This window comes from Microcoleus sp. B7-D4 (assembly GCF_036705125.1).
Classification (GTDB): Bacteria; Cyanobacteriota; Cyanobacteriia; order Cyanobacteriales; family Microcoleaceae; genus Microcoleus.
This window is the reverse complement of sequence record NZ_JAUBTT010000041.1, coordinates 1-18,832: the sequence shown is the minus strand read 5'-3', so window position 1 is coordinate 18,832 and position 18,832 is coordinate 1. Positions and strand designations below refer to the sequence as shown.

Sequence of the window (18,832 nt, the reverse complement as noted above, 5' to 3'; positions counted from 1 at the left end):
ACTAGATATTACTCATTATTCGGCGGATCGAGCAATTAGCTCAAACAGATGTTTTAACCATTCAATAAAAATTAAGGCGATCGGGCAATCGCACCTGAGCACCTGCGCTGTTATTGCTTGTCCCATCGGCATTGCAGGCGTTTTCTGCCATGCCAGCCAAGTGTGGATTAGCGCTTTGGGATGATGAGTTAAAGTGTAGCGGTTAAGTCCGGCTTGTTCGATCTCTTGTAAAATTGCTTCTGCTTTCGGATGCAGGGTGTCGCCAGGAGGGATGAGATAGGCGACAAAATCTTCTAACATTCCAGGAAGTTGATTGTTTGGCATCAACCAAACTCCGACGCGAGGCAAGTATGGATCTGAAGGTGTGCAAACCCAGCCTTCGGGAGGGGGAGATTGGGGGATGTCTCGATAGCCGATCGAACTGAGTTTATCTTTAAGAGATTGCCACCGCCCACTTAAATTGCGATCGGCATCTACCACAATTCCCAAGGTGCGTAAATTCTCTGCTTTCAATCTTTCTGGCAAGCCATTTAGCAGCGCTTCAACTCCTTCTGTACTTCCTTCTCTACCTTCTTCTTGCGGTACTTCGACGGAAAATGTTTCTGGCAGTTGATATTGCTGGCACAAAGCCCAGATTACGTGTCGGTCATTCTTACCTTCTACCAATAACTGTTGAGGTTTTGATTGAGGAGGTTTTCGTGCTTTTGGCATCAGCGCACCTCGATACTTTGGCGCACTGCAACGGACAATTCATCGGGAGTGTATTCAACTGCACGAATATCCTCGCCGCGCCGGCTCAAGCGAAATAATTTGCCAACCGAACTATCTTCTGACTGTTCTAAGGCTTCTTGAAATGCGGCTATGCAGTCCCAACTGTGGGTAGTTGCAAAGACTTGAACGTTCAATCGCTGTGCTGTTTCAAATATCAATCGCCACATATCAGTTTGGGTTTGATAGTAAAGACCTGTATCAATTTCATCAACCAACAAAAACCCATTCTCTGATGAGACGGCTGCCATTGCTATACTAAGAATTCGTTGCATACCATCTCCCATACTGCCTAGAGGAATTGGGTTATTCTGTCCTCTAATTTTAATCAAAATACCACTGTTATTAGTGGGATTACTGGTAAAACTAATACGTTCTACATCTGGTTCTAAGATTTGCAGTGCTGCTACTACGCTTTCTTCTTTTGGTGTCAGTGTAATAGCATCCCAAAACACAGCCATTTCGTTAAAAGTTATTGCCGTAGTTTTGAGAAAATTAAAATTATCTTGACTGGAACCAACAAGCGATAAATAGTTATTTTTTCTATCGGTCAATTTAGAAGAAACTAAATGAGCAATAGAAGCATCGCGTAGCAGTGAAATTTTGACTGTGGCAGTCTGATTGTAGCAAACAATTAATTCTACTGCTAAAAACCTTGTTTCTACTTCTTCAGCTACCGGAATTAATACCTGTTGGTTTGTAGGGTTTGCTTGAATTTTGAGTGAGAGTAGTTCTTCTTTCTGAGATTGAATGTAAATGTTTTTATCGGGAGTTAGTTGATGTCCGTAAAAAATATGTTCAAATTGATACTTGCTCCGGTTTACTGCTTGATCCGATGCCAGTTGAGTTTTTATGTTGCTCATTTCGCCACGACCATTTAGTACATCAAACAAAGCTTGAATACTCTGTTGTTGGACTAATAAATAAATGGCTTCCAAAAAAGTAGTTTTACCGCTATTGTTCTGACCAACTATCAGATTAACCCTAGCTAACTCGTCGATATGAAAATCTTTAAAACAGCGATAATTTTGGATGGTGAGATCGCGCAACATGGATTCCTCGCATATTAACTAAATTCTATCATTTCTCCGTTCAGACTAGAAACCAGTATGGGATTCGATGACTGCTTCGGCTTGCAGGGCGATCGACCTCAATTTATCCAATGTATCCTGGTTCGCACTCTGCCACAACCCCCGCTGACGAGCTTCTAGCAATCTTTCCGCCATATCTCGCAGTGCCCAAGGATTGTTTTCTTGAATAAATGCCTGCACTTTTTCATCAAAAATGTAAGCCTCTGCGATTCCTTCATACATAAAATCCTCTACACAATTTGCCGTAGCATCGTAAGCAAACAAAAAATCAACAGTTGCTGCAATTTCAAACGCACCTTTATAACCGTGTCGCATCGCACCTTCTATCCATTTGGGATTCACAGCCCTACTGCGATAAACCCGCGCAATTTCTTCTCGCAGTTGCCGCACTTTGGGATTCTCAGGAATGGAATTATCTCCGAAATAGGTTTCAGGATTTTTGCCTTGCAAATTGCGGATTGCGGCCGTCATCCCGCCTTGGAATTGATAATAATCGTCGGAGTCGAGGATGTCGTGTTCGCGGTTGTCTTGGTTTTGCAGAACTATTTGCATTTGGCCGAGGCGTTGTTCAAATGCTTCGGGTGCAGAACATCCCCATTCACCCCCCCTAACCCCCCCTTGTAAAGGGGGGGGACAAGAGTTGGATTTGGCCTCAGAACTTAATTCACCCCCCCTAGCCCCCCCTTGTAAAGGGGGGGGACAAGAGTTGGATTTAGCCCCCCCTTGGTAAGGGGGGGTTGGGGGGGTATCCCCTGGTTGTAAAGGAGAGGAAGTAGATTGAGCCCCCCCTTGATAAGGGGGGGTTGGGGGGGTATTCTCTGGTTGTAAAGGAGAGGAATTAGATTTAGCCGCCCCTTGATAAGGGGGGGTTGGGGGGGTACTTGTATAGGCGTAACTACTCCAATTAATGTAAGCTTTTGCTAAATCGCTGTCATCTGTCCAGTTTTGAGCTTCAATTATGCCTTGAAGTCCTGCGCCGTAAGCACCTGGTTTTGAGCCAAACACTCGAAATTGCGATCGCCCTTGCGCCTCTTCCTGACTCAAACCTGTAGATTCCCAATACAAAATCTCTTCCTTAACTTGTGCTGCTAAAGGGTTGTCTTCTGCTGATTCGTCTAAATCTGCCACAGCTTTTACCGCACTATCAAACAAATCAATTAAATTAAAAAAAGCATCGCGGAAAAAGCCAGAAATTCGCAAAGTAACATCAACCCGCGGCCGCCCCAAAACAGAAACGGGCAAGATTTCAAAATCTACAACCCGGCGCGAAGGGCCATCCCAAACTGGTTGAACTCCTATCAATGCTAGGGCTTCGGCGATGTCGTCTCCCCCTGTCCGCATGGTGGATGTTCCCCACACTGACAAACCCAAAGTTTTCGGATATTCGCCGTTTTCTTGGGTGTATCTTTCGATTAAAGTTTCAGCAGCAACTCTGCCAACTCTCCAGGCGGTTTCTGTGGGAATCGCGCGGATATCTACTGAGTAAAAATTCCGACCTGTGGGCAATACATCTGGTCGGCCACGAGTGGGCGCGCCGGATGCGCCGCTGGGTATGTGCCGCCCATCTAGTCCGCGCAAAAGGTTGGTAATTTCTTGGTCTGTTTGGAGGAGTGAAGGTAAAAGATAGTTATTTATCCAGTTTAATTCTTGTTGGGTCGCTTCTCCAATTTGCGGATTTGTAACCGCAGATGAACGCGGATTGACGCGGATGTTTTCGATTAAGTTATCTACTAATTCAGCGGCTTTTTCTTCGAGTTCTGCTGTTAAATCGCCTGCTGTGCGGTGCTGAATTATCGACATTGGATCGCAGGTTAAGGGGTCGAAATCGTAGCCTGAGTCTTCTGCTAGGGCGCGGGTTAAGCCCGATCGCCCGTTGGTGGGATGGCGGGCGATCGCAATTATCAAATCTCTCAACTGTCTACCTTCGGGACACTGCCCGAAAATGTGCAATCCGTCACGAATCTGGGATTCTTTGAGTTCGCAAAGATAGCCATCTGTGCGGGTGATAAATTCTGTAAATTCTGATTTATTTAGTTGTATTCCTAAGTCTTTATCTAAGTTTTCTTTGTTGGTGAGGGCGAGAATGCGATCGCGAATCATGGGCAATCTGGACGGATCTAAACTTTGGGCTTCGCAATACTCGTCGATTAAGGTTTCCAACTGTTGCAAAGGCCCGTAGAGTTCGGCGCGAGTCATCGGCGGCGTCAGGTGGTCGATAATCACAGCTTGCGATCGTCTTTTTGCCTGGGAACCTTCCCCCGGATCGTTGACAATGAAGGGATAAAAATTCGGCATCGCGCCTAATGCTACTTCTGGATAACATTTGTTAGACAATGCTATACTTTTACCGGGAAGCCATTCTAAGTTGCCGTGTTTTCCAGCATGAATTATAGCGTCAATTCCCAATTTTTCTCGCAACCAATAATAGTAAGCTAGATAATTGTGAGTTGGTTCTAAGTCTGGGGCATGATAATTTAACGCGGGGTCAAGTTCGTATCCCCGCGATGGTTGAATTCCTACAAATACATTACCGAAATGAATTCCCGGAATCGGAAAAGACCTATTGTTACTTATAAAATCTTGTGCATAGCTTCCCGGAAGCCCCCATCTTTTACAAATTCCATCTTGCACTTCCTGCGGCAAACTAGCAAAATATTCTTCATATTCTGCCAAATCCAAAGATTGATGAACAGGCCGCAATTCGCGTCCTTCGGGGTCATTTGTCACGCCGGAAGTCAGGAGTTCAATTAACTCGTTGCCACTAGCCGGGATGTTTTCAATTTGATAGCCAGCTTGCTGCATAGCTTTGAGGATTTCGACACAGCTAGCGGGGGTATCTAAGCCGACCCCGTTGGCTAAGCGGGCGTTGCGAGTGGGGTAATTTGCCAGAATTATGGCGATGCGTCTGTTGGCGGCTGGGGTTTGTTTCATTTTCACCCAATTCGCGGTTAAATCTGCTACAAATGAAATGCGATCGCCCGCTGCTACATAGCCTACTACATCTGTTTCTAATTCGCTGTTCCAAGTCTGTACGGCTTTAAAAGAAACAGCCCTAGTAATGATTTTTCCGTCTACTTCTGGCAATGCTACATTCATCGCCACATCGCGGGGCGAAAGTCCCTGAAGTTCCGTTTCCCACTGTTCCAAACCGCCACCGCTGAAGATTGCTTGCAATACGGGAACGTCTAAGGATTTTAAGCTGTTTTGTTCCGGTTCTTGATTGCTGAAACCGGAGACTGCAAAACTTGTGGTGTTGAGCAATAATTGAATTGGTTCTGATTCCTTAGGTTGGAAATATTCCAGCAATTCTATTTGCAAATCTGGTTCCCGCAAAGAAGACACAAAGACGGGAACGGGGACTAAGTTTCGCTCAGATAGAGCTTGACAAAGTGCATCAATTGGTGCTAAGTTTCCTGATAAGTAATGAGCTCTATAAAATAATATTCCGACCGTAGGGGCGGTGCCCCCGTGCCCGCCCTCGCCGTACCCTTTAGGGAGTGTTTCCAAACCCGGAGATCCCCCCCAGCCCCCCTTAATAAGGGGGGGGCAAGAAGTTGTCAAAGTCCCCCTTGTTAAGGGGGATTTAGGGGGCTCTGAATCTGGTGGTAAACCCGGAGATCCCCCCCTGCCCCCCTTAATAAGGGGGGGGCAAGAAGCGGTCAAAGTCCCCCTTATTAAGGGGGATTTAGGGGGATCTGAATCTGGTGGTAAAGTTTCAAAACACTCCTCCCCGCGCCCGATCCAATCATAAATTCCGACGCGGGAGACTGTTTGAGGTAGCGGTGGATTATAAGCAGTTTTCAGGCAAGTATCGGCGGCAAATTTGAGTGCGTTAACAAAGTTTTGGACTCCGCCTTCTGTGAAGTAGCGCCACAGTTTATTGACTGCTGACAGCGATACATTGGAATGGCTGATTAAATCGGGATCGGGACTGTCTTCTCCCGGCATTACAATCAGTGCTGCGTTAGTTTTCTGCACTGTTTCCCGCAGAATCTCTAAGCCGTAAGACCAATAAGAACGCCCTCCTAACAGTCTTAAGATTATGACCTCGGCGCGTTCTAAAACTTCCTCTGCATAAGTATCAATTGTTAGTTGTTGCTGCAACTGAAGCAGATTTACTGCGCGCACTTTGGGAAAATTTGCCGGCATTTTGGATGCGGCGGCTGCGAGAGTTTGAATGTCGGTGTCAGCAGCACTAATAAATACTATTGGTGCTGGGGTTTGCTGAATAAAAATTACTCCTTCTGATTGAGGGTTCCAACCTCCGGGCGTGGCTGCTATTTTGTGCATTAATTTTTTTTATCTTAATAAATAGTGAGAGAAAGTGCGATCGCCTTGAGTATAACATGACTTATACATAAATAGAGGCTAGGGCGTGTTTCCCACCAGGACATTCCCGCCCAACCGAGAGAGGGCGGACACGGGGAGTAGCGGTCGCACCGCCCCTACATTGGGGGGGAGAATGAGCGTCAAAGTCCCGGAAATCTCAACCTATAAACTGATAAATAAAACTCCCAAAATCATGATTCCGGCCCCTAATAATCTTTGTTGAATATCTTTTTCCTTAAAAATGAAATGACCGAACAATACACCCATTAACACGCTAGTACGCTTAATCGCGATCACTTGCACTACGAAAGTTAATGTCAAAGCTTGCATTTGAAAAAGCACTCCAATAGCATTTAAAGACCCCATAGCAGCTAGCATTGGTAATTGTTGGAGAATTTTTCGCCCTGAATTTGGGGTTTTGTGCAATAAAACTGGCAGTAACAAGACACTGATTGTACCAAACAAAGAGAATACCCAAAAAATAGGGGATGAATTTGTAACTCCTATTTTGTCAAAATTTGAGGCAATACTCCATAGTAATGCGACGATTAACATCAATTTTGGCCCGGGTTCATCCAGCAGTGCTGTGAATGGGGCTAAATATCCTTTATATTTCTCTTTTATATTTAATAAATAAGAGCCTGCTACGATTAGTAAAATGCCAATATAATCAAAAAGTTTTGGATATTCACCGACAATTAACGGTGAAGTTACCAACATGAATAATGGTGTCAAAGCTACCAGCGGGAGTGTTAGGGATAAATCTGATACTTTGATGGCTTTGATGTAGAGGAGGGATGTGACAGCGTTGATGCTACCTCCGATTAATAGGGCGAGCCAAAATTGAGAGTTTAATGTCGGAATTCCTGTATAAACTACCCAGGGAATCAAAAAGATGACTGAAAAAAATGAGAGAGACCAAGCGACGACATATTCGTCACTTTTTTTGAGGTTTTGTTTGCCAAAAACGTCTTTGACGGCTTCAAAAAAAGCGGTCAAGAGTCCTAAAATTAACCAAGTCATCCTAAATATGCGCTCCTGACTCGCTCGTCGTTTAGCAAATCTGCTCCAATACCTGTGAGAGTAATGTTACCAGCTTCTAGTACGTAACCCCGATCGGCAATTTGCAGTGCTAAACTGGCGTTTTGTTCGACTAAAAGGATTGTAACGCCTGTGGAACGCAGGTTTTGAATAATTCCGAAAATTTCTTTGACGATCGCAGGTGCTAAACCTAAACTGGGCTCGTCTAATAATAGCAGCTTCGGGCGGCTCATCAGAGCACGGGCGATCGCCAGCATTTGCTGTTCCCCGCCGCTGAGGGTTCCTGCTAGCTGGCGACGCCTTTCTGCTAGGCGCGGAAATATCTCAAATTGGCGCTCTAAATCGGCTTTTACTGCCGCCGAGTCCGATCGAATATAGGCCCCTAATTCTAAGTTAGTTAACACCGTTTGCTGCGCCAAAACCCGCCGCCCTTCTGGGCTATGGGCGATTCCCAATTTCACAACTTCGTGAGCTTGGCGGCGGCTAATGTCGCGCCCGCTATAAATAATTTGTCCTTGTCGCAAATTAACTATTTTAGAAATCGCTCTCAATGTGGTACTTTTGCCCGCACCGTTGGCACCGATGAGACTGACAACCTCGCCTGCATTAATCGTGAGATTAATATTTTGTATGGCTTGAATGCCACCATAATTTACAGAAATATTCTTGAGTTCTAAGAGGATATTTTGAGATATTTTGGGTGGGCTATCGTGCATTTTCTGTGACTTTGAGTTTGAGGTACATTGCGATTTAATGTTGGGTGGGGGCGGGTTTATGAGATTGTTATTTTTAGGCAATTATTGTCGGTGAACCCGCCCCTACAGAATGTGTAATAATGGTGCAATATGTGATTTTTTAATATTACTCTTAGTCCGCGTAGGCGGACATTGTTTGTGTAGACGCGATTTCCAATCGCCGGGTTTCCTTAGTTATTTTTCATCTCCCAAATAAGCCTCAATCACAGCCGGGTCATTCCTCACAACAGCAGGCTCGCCCAAGGCAATAAGCTGACCGAAATGCAAGACGGCAATGCGATCGCACAATCCCATAACTAGCGGTACATGATGCTCGATCAATATTACAGTTAAATTGAATTGTTGGCGCACTTCGCGGATAAATTCGCTTAATTTGTGCTTTTCATTGGGATTCATCCCCGCTGCTGGTTCATCTAACAGCAATATTTGCGGTTCTAGGGCTAAAGCGCGGGCAATTTCTAAGCGCCTCTGGTCGCCGTAGGGCAAGTTTTTGGCTTGTTCGCCCGCGCGATCGCCCAATCCGACTAAATCCAACAATTCTAAGGCTTTTCGCTGGGTTTTGCGTTCCATTGCGTTAGATGCTGGCAAGCCGAAAATCCCCGCCAGCACCGATAAAACTGGATTGCCCGATCGACTATGGATGTGTCGGGCGATCGCCACATTTTCCACAGCAGAAAGTTCCCCAAATAACCGGATATTTTGAAAAGTTCTGGCAATACCTTTATTGGCAATTTGATAAGGCTTCAATTGGGAAATATTTTCATTTTGATAAATCAGGTTGCCACTAGAAGCAGGTATCAGTCCAGTCATTAGATTAAATAGAGTTGTCTTGCCCGCGCCGTTAGGGCCGATTAATCCAAAAATTTCGTGTTTTTGAACTGTGAAAGATACGTCGTTTACCGCAATTAAACCACCAAAACGACGAGTTAATCCTTTGGCTGCTAAAACAGGATTGCTTGTTGAGAGGGTAAGGGGTTCGGAAATCATAAACACATCATAGAACGAATATAAGATATCTCATTATGCCTTAGACTGCCGAATGTTCTTAAAGTCCCCCTTTTTAAGCAGTATTTAGGGCGATTTCACCACGGACAAGCACAAATTTAGATGCCCCGGAGTCCTGAAACAGTTTGATGAGAATGTATACACAATTATTCCAATGGCTGAGACGGCTCATCAAACACAAGGATTCTAGCCCATGACGAAGCACTGCCGACAAAGATTAGCTGCCGTAATTGCCCTCTCGTTTCTATCTTTCACATCGCCTTTGCTGTTGACTCGCAATGCTGCGGCTGAAATTGGGGACGAACCCACAGCTAATCCCAAACAGATTGCCTCCCTCACCGACAAGTTAAAGACTAACGATGAAACGGCACTTGATGCAGCTATTAAGCTGTTACGAAAAAGAGGTGAACCCGCCATCCCTGATAGGATGGAAGCTTTGCAGGATCAGAATTTGTCAGTCGGCCAGAGTGCTGCTGAGGTTCTAAGACAAATTGCTCTTCCTGCTATTCCTGCCTTTGTCAAAACCTTGAAAGACTCAGATGTGTCGGTGGGTGCAGAAGCTAAAACTGCTGTGCCGCAGCTAATTCTGTTGCTGAAAGACTCCGATCCCACTGTGCGTAGCCGTGCAGACTATGCTTTGGGAAGGATGGGTGCAGAAGCTAAAACTGCTGTGCCGCAGCTAATTCTGTTGCTGAAAGACTCCGATGCCACTGTGCGTAGCCGTGCAGCCAATGCTTTGGGAAGTATCGGTGCAGAAGCTAAAACTGTTGTGCCGCAGCTAATTCTGTTGCTGAAAGACTCCGATGCAACTGTGCGTAGCCGTGCAGACTATGCTTTGGCAAGGATGCGTGCAGAAGTTAAAACTGCTGTGCCACAGCTAATTTCCCTGCTTCAAGACTCAGATGCAACTGTGCGTAGTAGTGCAGCCAATGCTTTGGGAAGTATCGGTGCAGAAGCTAAAACTGCACTGCCGCAGCTAATTGTCTTGCTGAAAGACTCCCATCCAAATGTGCGTAGTAGTACAGCCTCTGCTTTGAATAAAATCCGTGCAAAAGCTTAAACTGCACTGCGGCAGCTAATTGTCTTGCTGAAAGACTCCAATCCAAATGTGCGTAGGTAGTGCAGCCTCTGCTTTGAGGAGGATTGGTGCAGAAGCTAAAACTGTTGTGCCGCAGCTAGTTCCGCTGCTGAAAGACTCCGATGCAAATGTGCGTAGCCCTGCGGCCCCTGTCTTGCTAAGTATTGCTCTTCACCTTCGAGAAAAAGCAAAGACGCTAACTTCACCGGAGTTAAATCAGGCTGTATCAAACCTAGAATCAGCCTTAAAAATTTTGGATGAACCTAAAGCTAATTTGTCACAAACAACGATCGCAAATATCCGTGTATATAGCGGTTCTCAAGCGTGGTGAGGTATGCCCTATGCCCTATGCCCTATACCCACGGAGGCCTATGCCCTATGCCCATGAGTACCTCATATGAGAGCTCGAAAGGCTATACATCAATGCTCTCAAAGCTGAACAAAGCAATCCCCCCTTCATCAAATCACTTCCCAAAAATGCCTACATCTGGGGAATTTACATATTTGTCCTCTGGAGAAACTTTGCCATCAACCCACTGTGGCTGCTCAAAATCTACGAAACCTTAAAACCGAAATAGCCGGCGGCAGAAACATCACCGTTTTGCTAGCAAAACTCTATGCCGACCAACTCATTGCCAAGAAATAAGGCACAACAGACGGCAATTTACCGGATAATATTTTGGCGTTAATGCTGCACTATTTAAACCAAATAAACCGCAGCGGAACAGAGGATAAAGTCAGCGATTACACCGCTAGATATTAACGGCAAAGATGAGAGTTAATGGCAATATGTCTTGAAGGTAGCCGACTCCCAAAATTCATCAGAAGCGATCGCCGGGTTTTTGTTAGGAGTAAAAAATTGCTATCTCGATAAAATTCCCGGTGCAGAAGATACCGAGTTTCTGCAGGAAGAGATCGCATCGCGCTATAATATTACAATTACCGTAGCGCCTGAATCTCCTGAACATCTCGCAGGGATAATTGTATAACAATGTACATACCAGATTCGCAATCTTCCCCAAGAAAAGTGCTGCCGACGATGTACGATCTACCCAGTGAAGACCCGGAGGAGCCTGGTTTGCCTGACGAATATCACCGGTGGCAAGCACAACTTTTGTGCGATAGCTGCCTGCCCTCTAATTATCCACCCGATCGCCTCTTCTCGGCCAGCGATCTCAATCTATACTACGACTCCAACCATCCCAATTGGTACAAAAGACCCGATTGGTATTTAGTTGTGGGGGTTTCGAGATTTTACCAAGACAGAGACTTGCGCCAAAGTTACGTGATTTGGGACGAAGCCGTAACTCCTTTAATTGCGATCGAATTTCTGTCACCTGGTACGGAAGATGAAGATTTAGGACTGACAGAATCAGAACTAAACAAACCGCCGACTAAGTGGCAGGTTTACGAAATAATTTTGAAGATTCCTTATTACTTTGTTTTTAGCAAATACAACAACCAATTGAGGGTATTTCGGTTAATTGGCAACCGTTACCGCGAACAAGTGTTAACAGGTTCTCGATTTTGGATACCGGAAATACAGTTAAGTTTGGGTTTGTGGGAAGGTGCTTTCCTGCAAAATCAAAGGTTGTGGTTGCGCTGGTATGATATTAATGGCAATTTGATTCTGACTCCAGAAGAATTTGAAAGACAGCGAGCTCAATTGGAAAGCCAACGAGCCGAGTTTGAAAGGCAGCAAGCTGAAATTGAAAGACAGCAAGCTGAATCAGAAAGGCAACGAGCCGAGTTTGAAAGGCAACGAGCTGAATCAGAAAGAGAGCGAGCAAATCGTTTAGCCGATCGACTGCGAGCAATGGGCATTAATCCAGATGAGCTGTAAAATTAAATAGCAGCATGAAATTGTGCAAGCTGCAAGCGCTGTCGATAAAAACTTATTAACTAAAAATAACTTATGCCTGAATCTACCTCATTGCGCGATCGCTACCTAGCACTAATCGACAAAATTGTCGAAATCACCCTCAAAGGTCAAATTCGCTCCAAAGAACAAGTTTATCAAATGCTGGTGCAAGACATTAGCACCGGTACTGGCGAAATATTTGAACGCTGTTTCGGCGAACGCCTTGATGCCGCCGAAAATCAACTCAGAAATGAAAAAGACGAAATCAAACAAGCAAAGGCAAATCGCAGCCTCCGAGCGCTCAAAACCATCCAAGGAGAATGGGAACGCTGGCAGAAAGATAACCGCGTCGATCGCGCAATTGCATCCTCAATCCAACAAATCGTTACCGCCGAATCTAACGCCCGCCTCCTGGCATTATTACAAGTAATCGATCCGAATAAAGAACATCCGCTGACTCTCGCTCAATTGCAGCAATTGGCAAAATCTCTGCACCAACAAATGCTGCAAACTTCTAATCCCGAAACCGAACAAGATTTGCAGCAAATCACCGTCGGCATCGCTAAAGGTTTAGAATCTTGGCAGCGTTTGGAACCGGAACTTGTGGGCTGGATTTATCAGCCGCAGCAGCTAGGATTTGCCGGTAGTCCCGAAGAAAATGGGCCTTGGGCTTTTTGGGCAAAAAAAGTTAACAGTCCCTTTCCCCAGGCTCTTTTGAAGACTATTGCGCTCGGTGAATCTGTAGTTCAATTCGCAGCCCAGCAATCGAATTTAGATTTAGGCATATTGGTGGAAGTGGCGATTATTTTGCAGTGCTTGCAGCGGGCGTTGGCGACATGGTTTGACAAGCAAGTTTACGATTCCAAAGTGTCAACAAAAGCTTCAATTTCTACTTACATTACTTTTGCGGTAATTTGGAGTCAGCTAGCTAGTGGGTTTAATAATTCTACCAAGAGCGGCGAGCAGTTGGCAAATGCTTGTTTTCAAGTAACTTTGCAAATTTTGCGCGCTTTTTCTCAGCGAGAATACTTTCCACTTTACGGGGGGATTTTCGCTTCCTTTGATGGTAAAGCTCTGCGGCATACTTTGGATTATTTAGACGAACCGCTGCGCCGAGTTGAAGGCACTCAAGCAAAAGCTCGGATTCTGACGCTTTTGGGTTATTCGATGCAGGCGGCTGGGGCCTACGAGCGATCGATCTTGCTGCACAAGCAAGCGCTGGAAATTGCTCGTACCGAAGGAGACAAAGCTTGCGAAGTTGCCAATCTCAATCACATCAGCCGCAACTATGTGGCTCAAAAAAATTATCAGGAAGCGATTAATTACAGCCAGCGGGCTTTAATTATGGCACGACAAGCGGGAGAGCGACAAGGCGAGGCAAATGCTCTCGCTAATTTGGGTTACAGTGAAGTGTTTCAAGCGCGGCAGTTGGAGGAAGTGGAACCAGAGGTTTATGAGAGTGCGATCGGTTATTTGGAACAAGGTTTGTTGCTATCGGAAAGATTGGGAGACAGGCAAAGTCAAGCTTTTTGTTCCAGCAGTCTCGGTATTGCTAAAATCGCCCTGGAAAATGCTGAAGGTGCGATCGAATATTTGCTCAAAGGTTGGCAAGCGGCTCAATTCTCAGGGGATTTATATTTGCAAGGTCTGAATTTGGCTTACTTGGCTCAAGCTTATTACAGAATCAACTCACTAGAAAAAGCGATATTTGCGGGCAGTTTGGGGATGTATACTTTGGAGCAAATTGGTGCGATGGAGTGGCGTCAATCGGCTGGTTTGTTGACAATTTTGCGGGGTCAAATGGGGGCGGAATCTTTTAAACAAGCTTTGGCGAAAAGTCGAGGGAATATCATTCCGGCGATCGGTGTTGATGGCTACGATTACATCCCGGAGTTGCTGGAAAAATATCAGCAATCTATTTAATATTATGTCCGATCGATTAACCATAATATCCCGGCCGGGCGGGTTTTTGAGATTGTCAATTATTGGCAGATATTGTTGGTGAACCCGCCCCTACCTGATTTCGGGCGAAGCGAAGCGGAGGGAATCGACCGGACATGATATAACTCTTTGTTGTGGAACAGGCCGGAAAGCCTGTTGCTGAGAGGGGTGCAAAATGTAAGTTTTAACTCACCCAATAGCTGCATTATCAATTAGTCTTTCATGGGCGGGATCTCCTGCCCAACCCCTACTCCCCACAAGAAAATTGAATTTTTGTGGAACAGGCATCTTGCCTGTATTGAATTTTTGTGGAACAGGCATCTTGCCTGTTCCTGGATATTTTGATGCACCCCAACCTCGAAATAATTAATGCTCAACAATCACCGGTGTGCCAACTGCGACTTTCTCAAATAAAGCCTGTGCGTCTTTGTCAAACATTCTGACACAGCCGTGAGAAGCCGCCCCCCCGATCGACTCTGGATTCGGAGTACCATGAAAACCAATCACATTCTTGCCATCCGTCCAAAACCCCATCCACCTACTCCCTAATGGATTGTCTGGCCCAGCAGGAATAAGTTCTCCTGTCCAAGGATTTTGCCAAACGGGATCTTTGATCATTTGCATAACTTTAAAATTGCCGGTAGGAGTTTCCCACCCGCCTTTTCCCACAGCAACCGGGAAACTGGTTTGCACCTTATTTTGTCGGTAAACATAGACGCGGCGTTCTCGCAATTTCAGCACTAAACGCACTTCCTCAATAGGATTTACCGCAGGATTTGGTTCCTGGGGAAGATAACGAAATGGTTCTCCCAAGGGCGGCAGTTCTGGGGCTCCGAGATTCGGCAATTGTGTCTCGGATGTGGGCCGCTGCGCTGCGATCGCACTATTACTTGAATTAGCCACAACTTCGGCCGTCGCCTGCTGCTGTATGCCCACCGACAGCGCGGCTGCACTCAAGCTAAGCACAACTAGCTTATTAAATAAAAATTTGCTGTTCACCATTTTTTTGTTCGCTAAACTCCTAACCAGCAGTTCCTACAAAGTTCCTATCTAATTATCCGCCAACCGCACCCGATCCGAAAAATTTTGATATGGCTTTTTGACCAAGAATTTCAAAGGTGGTACCCGCCACGTGATTTATCCGTGGAATCAATCCCAAATCCAAAATCCTTGCATCCTCAAGCCCCCGGATTTATCCGTGGTGTCAATCTAAAATCTAAAATTTAAAATCTAAAATCGAATGACGGCAACTGCGCTGCACAGTTTTTAGTTGAAATTCCACCACCGATCACTTGTAACTCAACACAAAGCTTAGGCAATAATACCAAAACAACAAGGTTTTTATAAGCTGCTCAGTCGAGTTCCGCAATAGAATGTCGTTACAAAACCCGGTTTAGGCGTACATCTTGCCAGAAAATGATTAAATTTTACCTCCGACTAATTTGATTTTTTAGCAATGACCAGCGGGCGATCGAGTATTCAAACTATGGCGCTGCAGTATCCGGCAAGCACAATCTGTCTTTGGGTAGAGTTCCTCCCAGCAACAGTTAGGTCTGCGGAAAAAAACTGCTACGGTCGCTCGAATAAACTCAATATATCACGGCAACACTCTAGAGATGCAAACCGCTGAACTTGTTGTAAATCGGGAACTTATGATGTAAAATTTAGTCTTTCAATACTTGTTCGATAATCTTTTTTTGAGATTGTCATAAATTTCCTACTCTGGGGATTAAACTGGATTAGGTATAGAAGTTGGGACTTTCGTGCAGCGGAAGCAAACCCAACCCTGAATAGCAGTTAATGTGAGGTTTCAATGCGTCTTCAGAACATCAAATTATTGACAGGTGCAACACTGTCGGTGCTAATTTCGGCGGTCTCAGTACATCCTGCGATGGCTAACCCTGCAAATCAAATAGCCCAAACGCAGACCACCACCACAGCAAACACTACAACCATTGTCGGTTTTGTCAAAGATATTGTCGGCGATGTAGTAACTATTCGCGAAGAAAACGCGCCGTACAGGACTCTCAGGATTCAAAGATGCGTCCTGAGAATTATTGGCCTAGTACCGGGAATGAAAGTCAGAGCCACCGTCGCCGGATCTCAGATACAAAATATCGCGGTGATCCCCGATTATAAGGTCGTAGCCACAACGGTTGCTCGTCCCGCAACCCCAGCACCAGCACCGCGTCCGGCTCCAGAACCGCCACCGCGTCCGGCTCCTCGTCCGGCTCCTCGTCCGGCTCCGATGCCGGCTCCCCGTCCAATTCCGGCTCCGGCTCCTCGTCCGGCTCCTGTGAGAGGACTTTGGTAGAGCTAGGCTATACTATTTTCGGTTTTTGATTTTGGATTTTCGATTGGGAATTGGCAATGACAATCAAGCAATTTGATCCGGGGCCCCCGGATTCATTCGTGGGGTCGCGTTCTTCAATCTAAAATCTAAAATCTAAAATCTAAAATCTAAAATCGATTGACTGATCGAGCTCAAGGTTTGGATCGCTGGCCTACAATTGCATTGTTTTGTACAACTGGTATCAGTAAATAAAATTAAGCCACCGCCTGCGCGGTGGCTTAGCTGTTTAATAGCAGTTAGAATAATAGAATTGTCCAGCAATTGTGGAGAAATCGCTGCTATGTATTACCTGCATTTCTTGCTGCTAATTCTGCTGTTGCCGATGATTGCGTGCGATCGAGCTACAGATGCGATCGCCCCTGCTGTGGGCGACAACGGCGCCGTGTCGCAAATTCCCTCCCGTGCACCGGTGACAAATGTTGGGACAAATCAAATTGTACCGACCAAACCGCTGTCGCCGCAGCCAATCCGTATTTTTGCAACTGCTTTGCCGCAGCCAGGAGCCAGCGAAAGCGCCTCAAAACCTCCTCAAGTAATACCAATTCCCGCATCGCCAGTGCTGCGAGTGCCTCCTGGCTTTGTCGTCAACGTTTTTGCTGACAATTTAGACGCTCCCCGATGGCTAGCTGTGACGCCTACAGGCGATGTTTTGGTAACAGAAACCCGGCAGAATCGGATTACGCTGTTGCGAGATGCCAACGGCGACGGGGTTGCTGAGGTTCGCAAGACTTTTGCAAGTGCCCAAAACGGGTTAAATATTCCCTTTGGCATGGCTTTTGCCGATCGCTATTTTTTCCTCGGAAATACCGCTGAAGTCCGCCGATTTCCCTACACAAAAGGGCAGGAACAATTGACAGGTACTGGTCAAAAAATTGCCGATTTACCGGGCGGTGGATACAACCAACACTGGACGCGAAATGTTGTCGTTTCCCCCGACAATAGCAAGCTTTTCGTCTCAGTTGGATCGCAGTCTAATGCCGATGTCGAACCGCTGCCGAGGGCGTCTGTTCAAGTCATGAATTTGGACGGCAAGAACCAGCAAATTTTTGCTTCTGGGTTGCGAAACCCGGTAGGATTGGATTTTCACCCAAAAACCAATCAACTCTACACGACTGTCAACGAACGCGACGGTTTGGGAGATGATTTGGTGCCGGATTACTTGACAAGAATTCGTCAAGGTGAGTTTTACGGCTGGCCTTACACTTATTTTAAGCCGAATTTGCTCGACCCGCGCCACGCCAGAAATGGCAATAGCGATCGACCTGATTTAGCTGCTAAAACATTAATGCCAGACGTGCTGTTTCAGGCGCACTCGGCCGCTTTGGGGCTTCAGTTTTACGACGGCAAAACGTTTCCCAAAAGATTTCTCAACGGCGCATTTGTGGCGTTTCGCGGCAGTTGGAATCGGAACGCTGGAACTGGTTATAAAATCGTGTTTGTACCTTTTAATGCGGGGAACGGACGCCCTCAAGGTTATTATGAGGATTTTCTGACTGGTTTTCTCACAGATCCGTCGGGCCCGAAAACTTGGGGGAGGCCGGTTGGTTTGCTGGTTTTACCTGACGGGAGTTTGCTGTTTACTGAGGAAGCGAATAACCGGATTTATCGGGTGCAGTATCGCCGCTGAGGATTGGGCGATCGATAAATTCTTCACCCTCGTATACTTTTTGTTGAATCAAGAATTTATCTTCTTTTCTAATTTCATATCATGTCCGATCGATTAACCATAATATCCCGGTCGGGGCGGGTTTTTGAGATGGTCAATTATTGGCAGGTATTGTTGGTGAACCCGCCCCTACCAAAATCGGGGTCGCTCGACCGGACATAATTTCACTATTCAATTTGAGATTCGCTGGGTTGCGGCGGGTTTTGTAAAGAGATGGCTGTTGGTTCTGATTGCGCGCTAAAACCGCCTCTACAAGTCTCGAATATATCAGAACGATCGAGGTTTTGCGATCGCGCTTTAAAATCCCGAACCGGGTTGTTTGAGAAACTCGGCTTCTTCGGGAGTTGTTTCGCGGCCGAGAATTTGATTGCGGTGGGGAAATCTCCCAAAACGCTGGATTATTTCTAAATGCTTCATCGCGTATTCAATGAGTGAATCGCTGTCAGGTTCGCCGCTAAGTTGGCTAAATAGTTCGACAGATTTTTGCTGGTTTTCTAAGTTTTCGCTGTGTTCAAAAGGGAGATAAATAAACCCTTTTTGTACAGTAAGCAATTCGCGATCGAATTTATTATTAACAGCGTATTCGGCGGTGGCTAAAGCTTTGTTGTCTGTGGCGAATGCTTGAGGTGTTCCGCGAAACATATTGCGCGGAAATTGATCGAGCAGTATAATTAATGCTAGGCAGTTGTCGGGGGAATCTTGCCATGAGTCGAGTTTACCGGAGGCGGCTAGTTCGTATTGTGGCAGAAAGCGCCATCGCACTTGGGCATCAAAATCCGCATCTTTTTCAAACCATTTCTTGTGGACTTTGCCAAACTCAGGAGAGTGCGATCGACCAAACCAAAAATCTAAAACTTCATTCATCTGTATTCCCCCTTGGAGACTCCCACTGTACCTGTAGTCAGGTCAGTGGCGAGAGGAAAAGGGGGGCAAGGTTTAGGCCG

Annotated in this window: 15 protein-coding genes; 7 read left to right on the top strand and 8 right to left on the bottom strand. The window is 45.9% G+C overall.

The genetic code is table 11. The annotated features are described in order from the left end of the window. Positions 1 to 15: 15 nt before the first annotated feature. The 6 genes from QUB12_RS17630 to QUB12_RS17605 form a co-directional block, all read right to left on the bottom strand. Positions 16 to 711, bottom strand: a complete 696-nt coding sequence (locus tag QUB12_RS17630) for a DUF3226 domain-containing protein (protein WP_333307814.1) — start codon at positions 709 to 711, stop codon at positions 16 to 18. Further along, positions 711 to 1,820 (bottom strand): AAA family ATPase, encoded by a 1,110-nt coding sequence (locus QUB12_RS17625; RefSeq protein ID WP_333307812.1) that lies wholly within the window; start codon positions 1,818 to 1,820, stop codon positions 711 to 713. Before QUB12_RS17625 ends, QUB12_RS17630 begins: the two co-directional genes overlap by 1 nt. Positions 1,821 to 1,865: 45 nt before the next feature. Continuing rightward, positions 1,866 to 6,149: a cobaltochelatase subunit CobN gene (gene cobN / locus QUB12_RS17620; RefSeq protein WP_333307810.1), complete on the bottom strand. Its 4,284-nt coding sequence runs from the start codon at positions 6,147 to 6,149 to the stop codon at positions 1,866 to 1,868. Positions 6,150 to 6,350: 201 nt separating this feature from the next. After that, positions 6,351 to 7,211, bottom strand: coding sequence for an EamA family transporter (locus QUB12_RS17615; protein WP_333307807.1), 861 nt, complete (start codon positions 7,209 to 7,211; stop codon positions 6,351 to 6,353). Beyond that, positions 7,208 to 7,945 carry an ABC transporter ATP-binding protein gene (locus tag QUB12_RS17610; RefSeq protein WP_333307805.1) on the bottom strand — a complete coding sequence of 246 codons (738 nt, stop codon included), beginning with the start codon at positions 7,943 to 7,945 and terminating at the stop codon, positions 7,208 to 7,210. The genes QUB12_RS17615 and QUB12_RS17610 overlap by 4 nt, the downstream gene beginning before the upstream one ends. Before the next feature lie 213 nt (positions 7,946 to 8,158). Further along, positions 8,159 to 8,971: an ABC transporter ATP-binding protein gene (locus tag QUB12_RS17605; protein WP_333307804.1), complete on the bottom strand. Its 813-nt coding sequence runs from the start codon at positions 8,969 to 8,971 to the stop codon at positions 8,159 to 8,161. A 211-nt stretch (positions 8,972 to 9,182) separates the two neighbouring features. On the opposite strand from QUB12_RS17605, the gene QUB12_RS17600 reads away from it, so the two are divergent. The 5 genes from QUB12_RS17600 (at position 9,183) to QUB12_RS17580 (ending at position 13,851) form a co-directional block, all read left to right on the top strand. Beyond that, positions 9,183 to 10,049, top strand: coding sequence for a HEAT repeat domain-containing protein (locus QUB12_RS17600; RefSeq protein ID WP_333307802.1), 867 nt, complete (start codon positions 9,183 to 9,185; stop codon positions 10,047 to 10,049). A 46-nt stretch (positions 10,050 to 10,095) separates the two neighbouring features. Next, positions 10,096 to 10,398, top strand: coding sequence for a hypothetical protein (locus tag QUB12_RS17595; RefSeq protein WP_333286666.1), 303 nt, complete (start codon positions 10,096 to 10,098; stop codon positions 10,396 to 10,398). 463 nt (positions 10,399 to 10,861) lie between these two features. After that, positions 10,862 to 11,056, top strand: a complete 195-nt coding sequence (locus QUB12_RS17590) for a hypothetical protein (protein WP_333307800.1) — start codon at positions 10,862 to 10,864, stop codon at positions 11,054 to 11,056. Positions 11,057 to 11,058: 2 nt separating this feature from the next. Continuing rightward, positions 11,059 to 11,910: a Uma2 family endonuclease gene (locus QUB12_RS17585; protein WP_333307798.1), complete on the top strand. Its 852-nt coding sequence runs from the start codon at positions 11,059 to 11,061 to the stop codon at positions 11,908 to 11,910. 72 nt (positions 11,911 to 11,982) lie between these two features. Continuing rightward, the gene (locus tag QUB12_RS17580) at positions 11,983 to 13,851 is read left to right on the top strand and encodes a tetratricopeptide repeat protein (RefSeq protein ID WP_333147468.1); all 1,869 of its coding nucleotides are present in this window, start codon (positions 11,983 to 11,985) and stop codon (positions 13,849 to 13,851) included. Between the two features lie 384 nt (positions 13,852 to 14,235). On the opposite strand, the gene QUB12_RS17575 is transcribed toward QUB12_RS17580, so the two are convergent. Continuing rightward, positions 14,236 to 14,871, bottom strand: coding sequence for a L,D-transpeptidase (locus tag QUB12_RS17575; RefSeq protein WP_333147472.1), 636 nt, complete (start codon positions 14,869 to 14,871; stop codon positions 14,236 to 14,238). Between the two features lie 811 nt (positions 14,872 to 15,682). Between QUB12_RS17575 and QUB12_RS17570 the strand changes: the two genes are divergently transcribed. Both QUB12_RS17570 and QUB12_RS17565 read left to right on the top strand, forming a co-directional pair. After that, on the top strand, positions 15,683 to 16,183 hold the full coding sequence (locus QUB12_RS17570) for an autotransporter (RefSeq protein WP_333147474.1): 501 nt from the start codon (positions 15,683 to 15,685) through the stop codon (positions 16,181 to 16,183). A gap of 319 nt (positions 16,184 to 16,502) precedes the next feature. Beyond that, positions 16,503 to 17,849: a PQQ-dependent sugar dehydrogenase gene (locus QUB12_RS17565; RefSeq protein WP_333147476.1), complete on the top strand. Its 1,347-nt coding sequence runs from the start codon at positions 16,503 to 16,505 to the stop codon at positions 17,847 to 17,849. Positions 17,850 to 18,185: 336 nt separating this feature from the next. On the opposite strand, the gene QUB12_RS17560 is transcribed toward QUB12_RS17565, so the two are convergent. Then, entirely contained in the window at positions 18,186 to 18,752 is a 567-nt protein-coding gene (locus QUB12_RS17560) for a DUF924 family protein (RefSeq protein ID WP_333307796.1), read from the bottom strand. Positions 18,753 to 18,832: the final 80 nt, after the last annotated feature.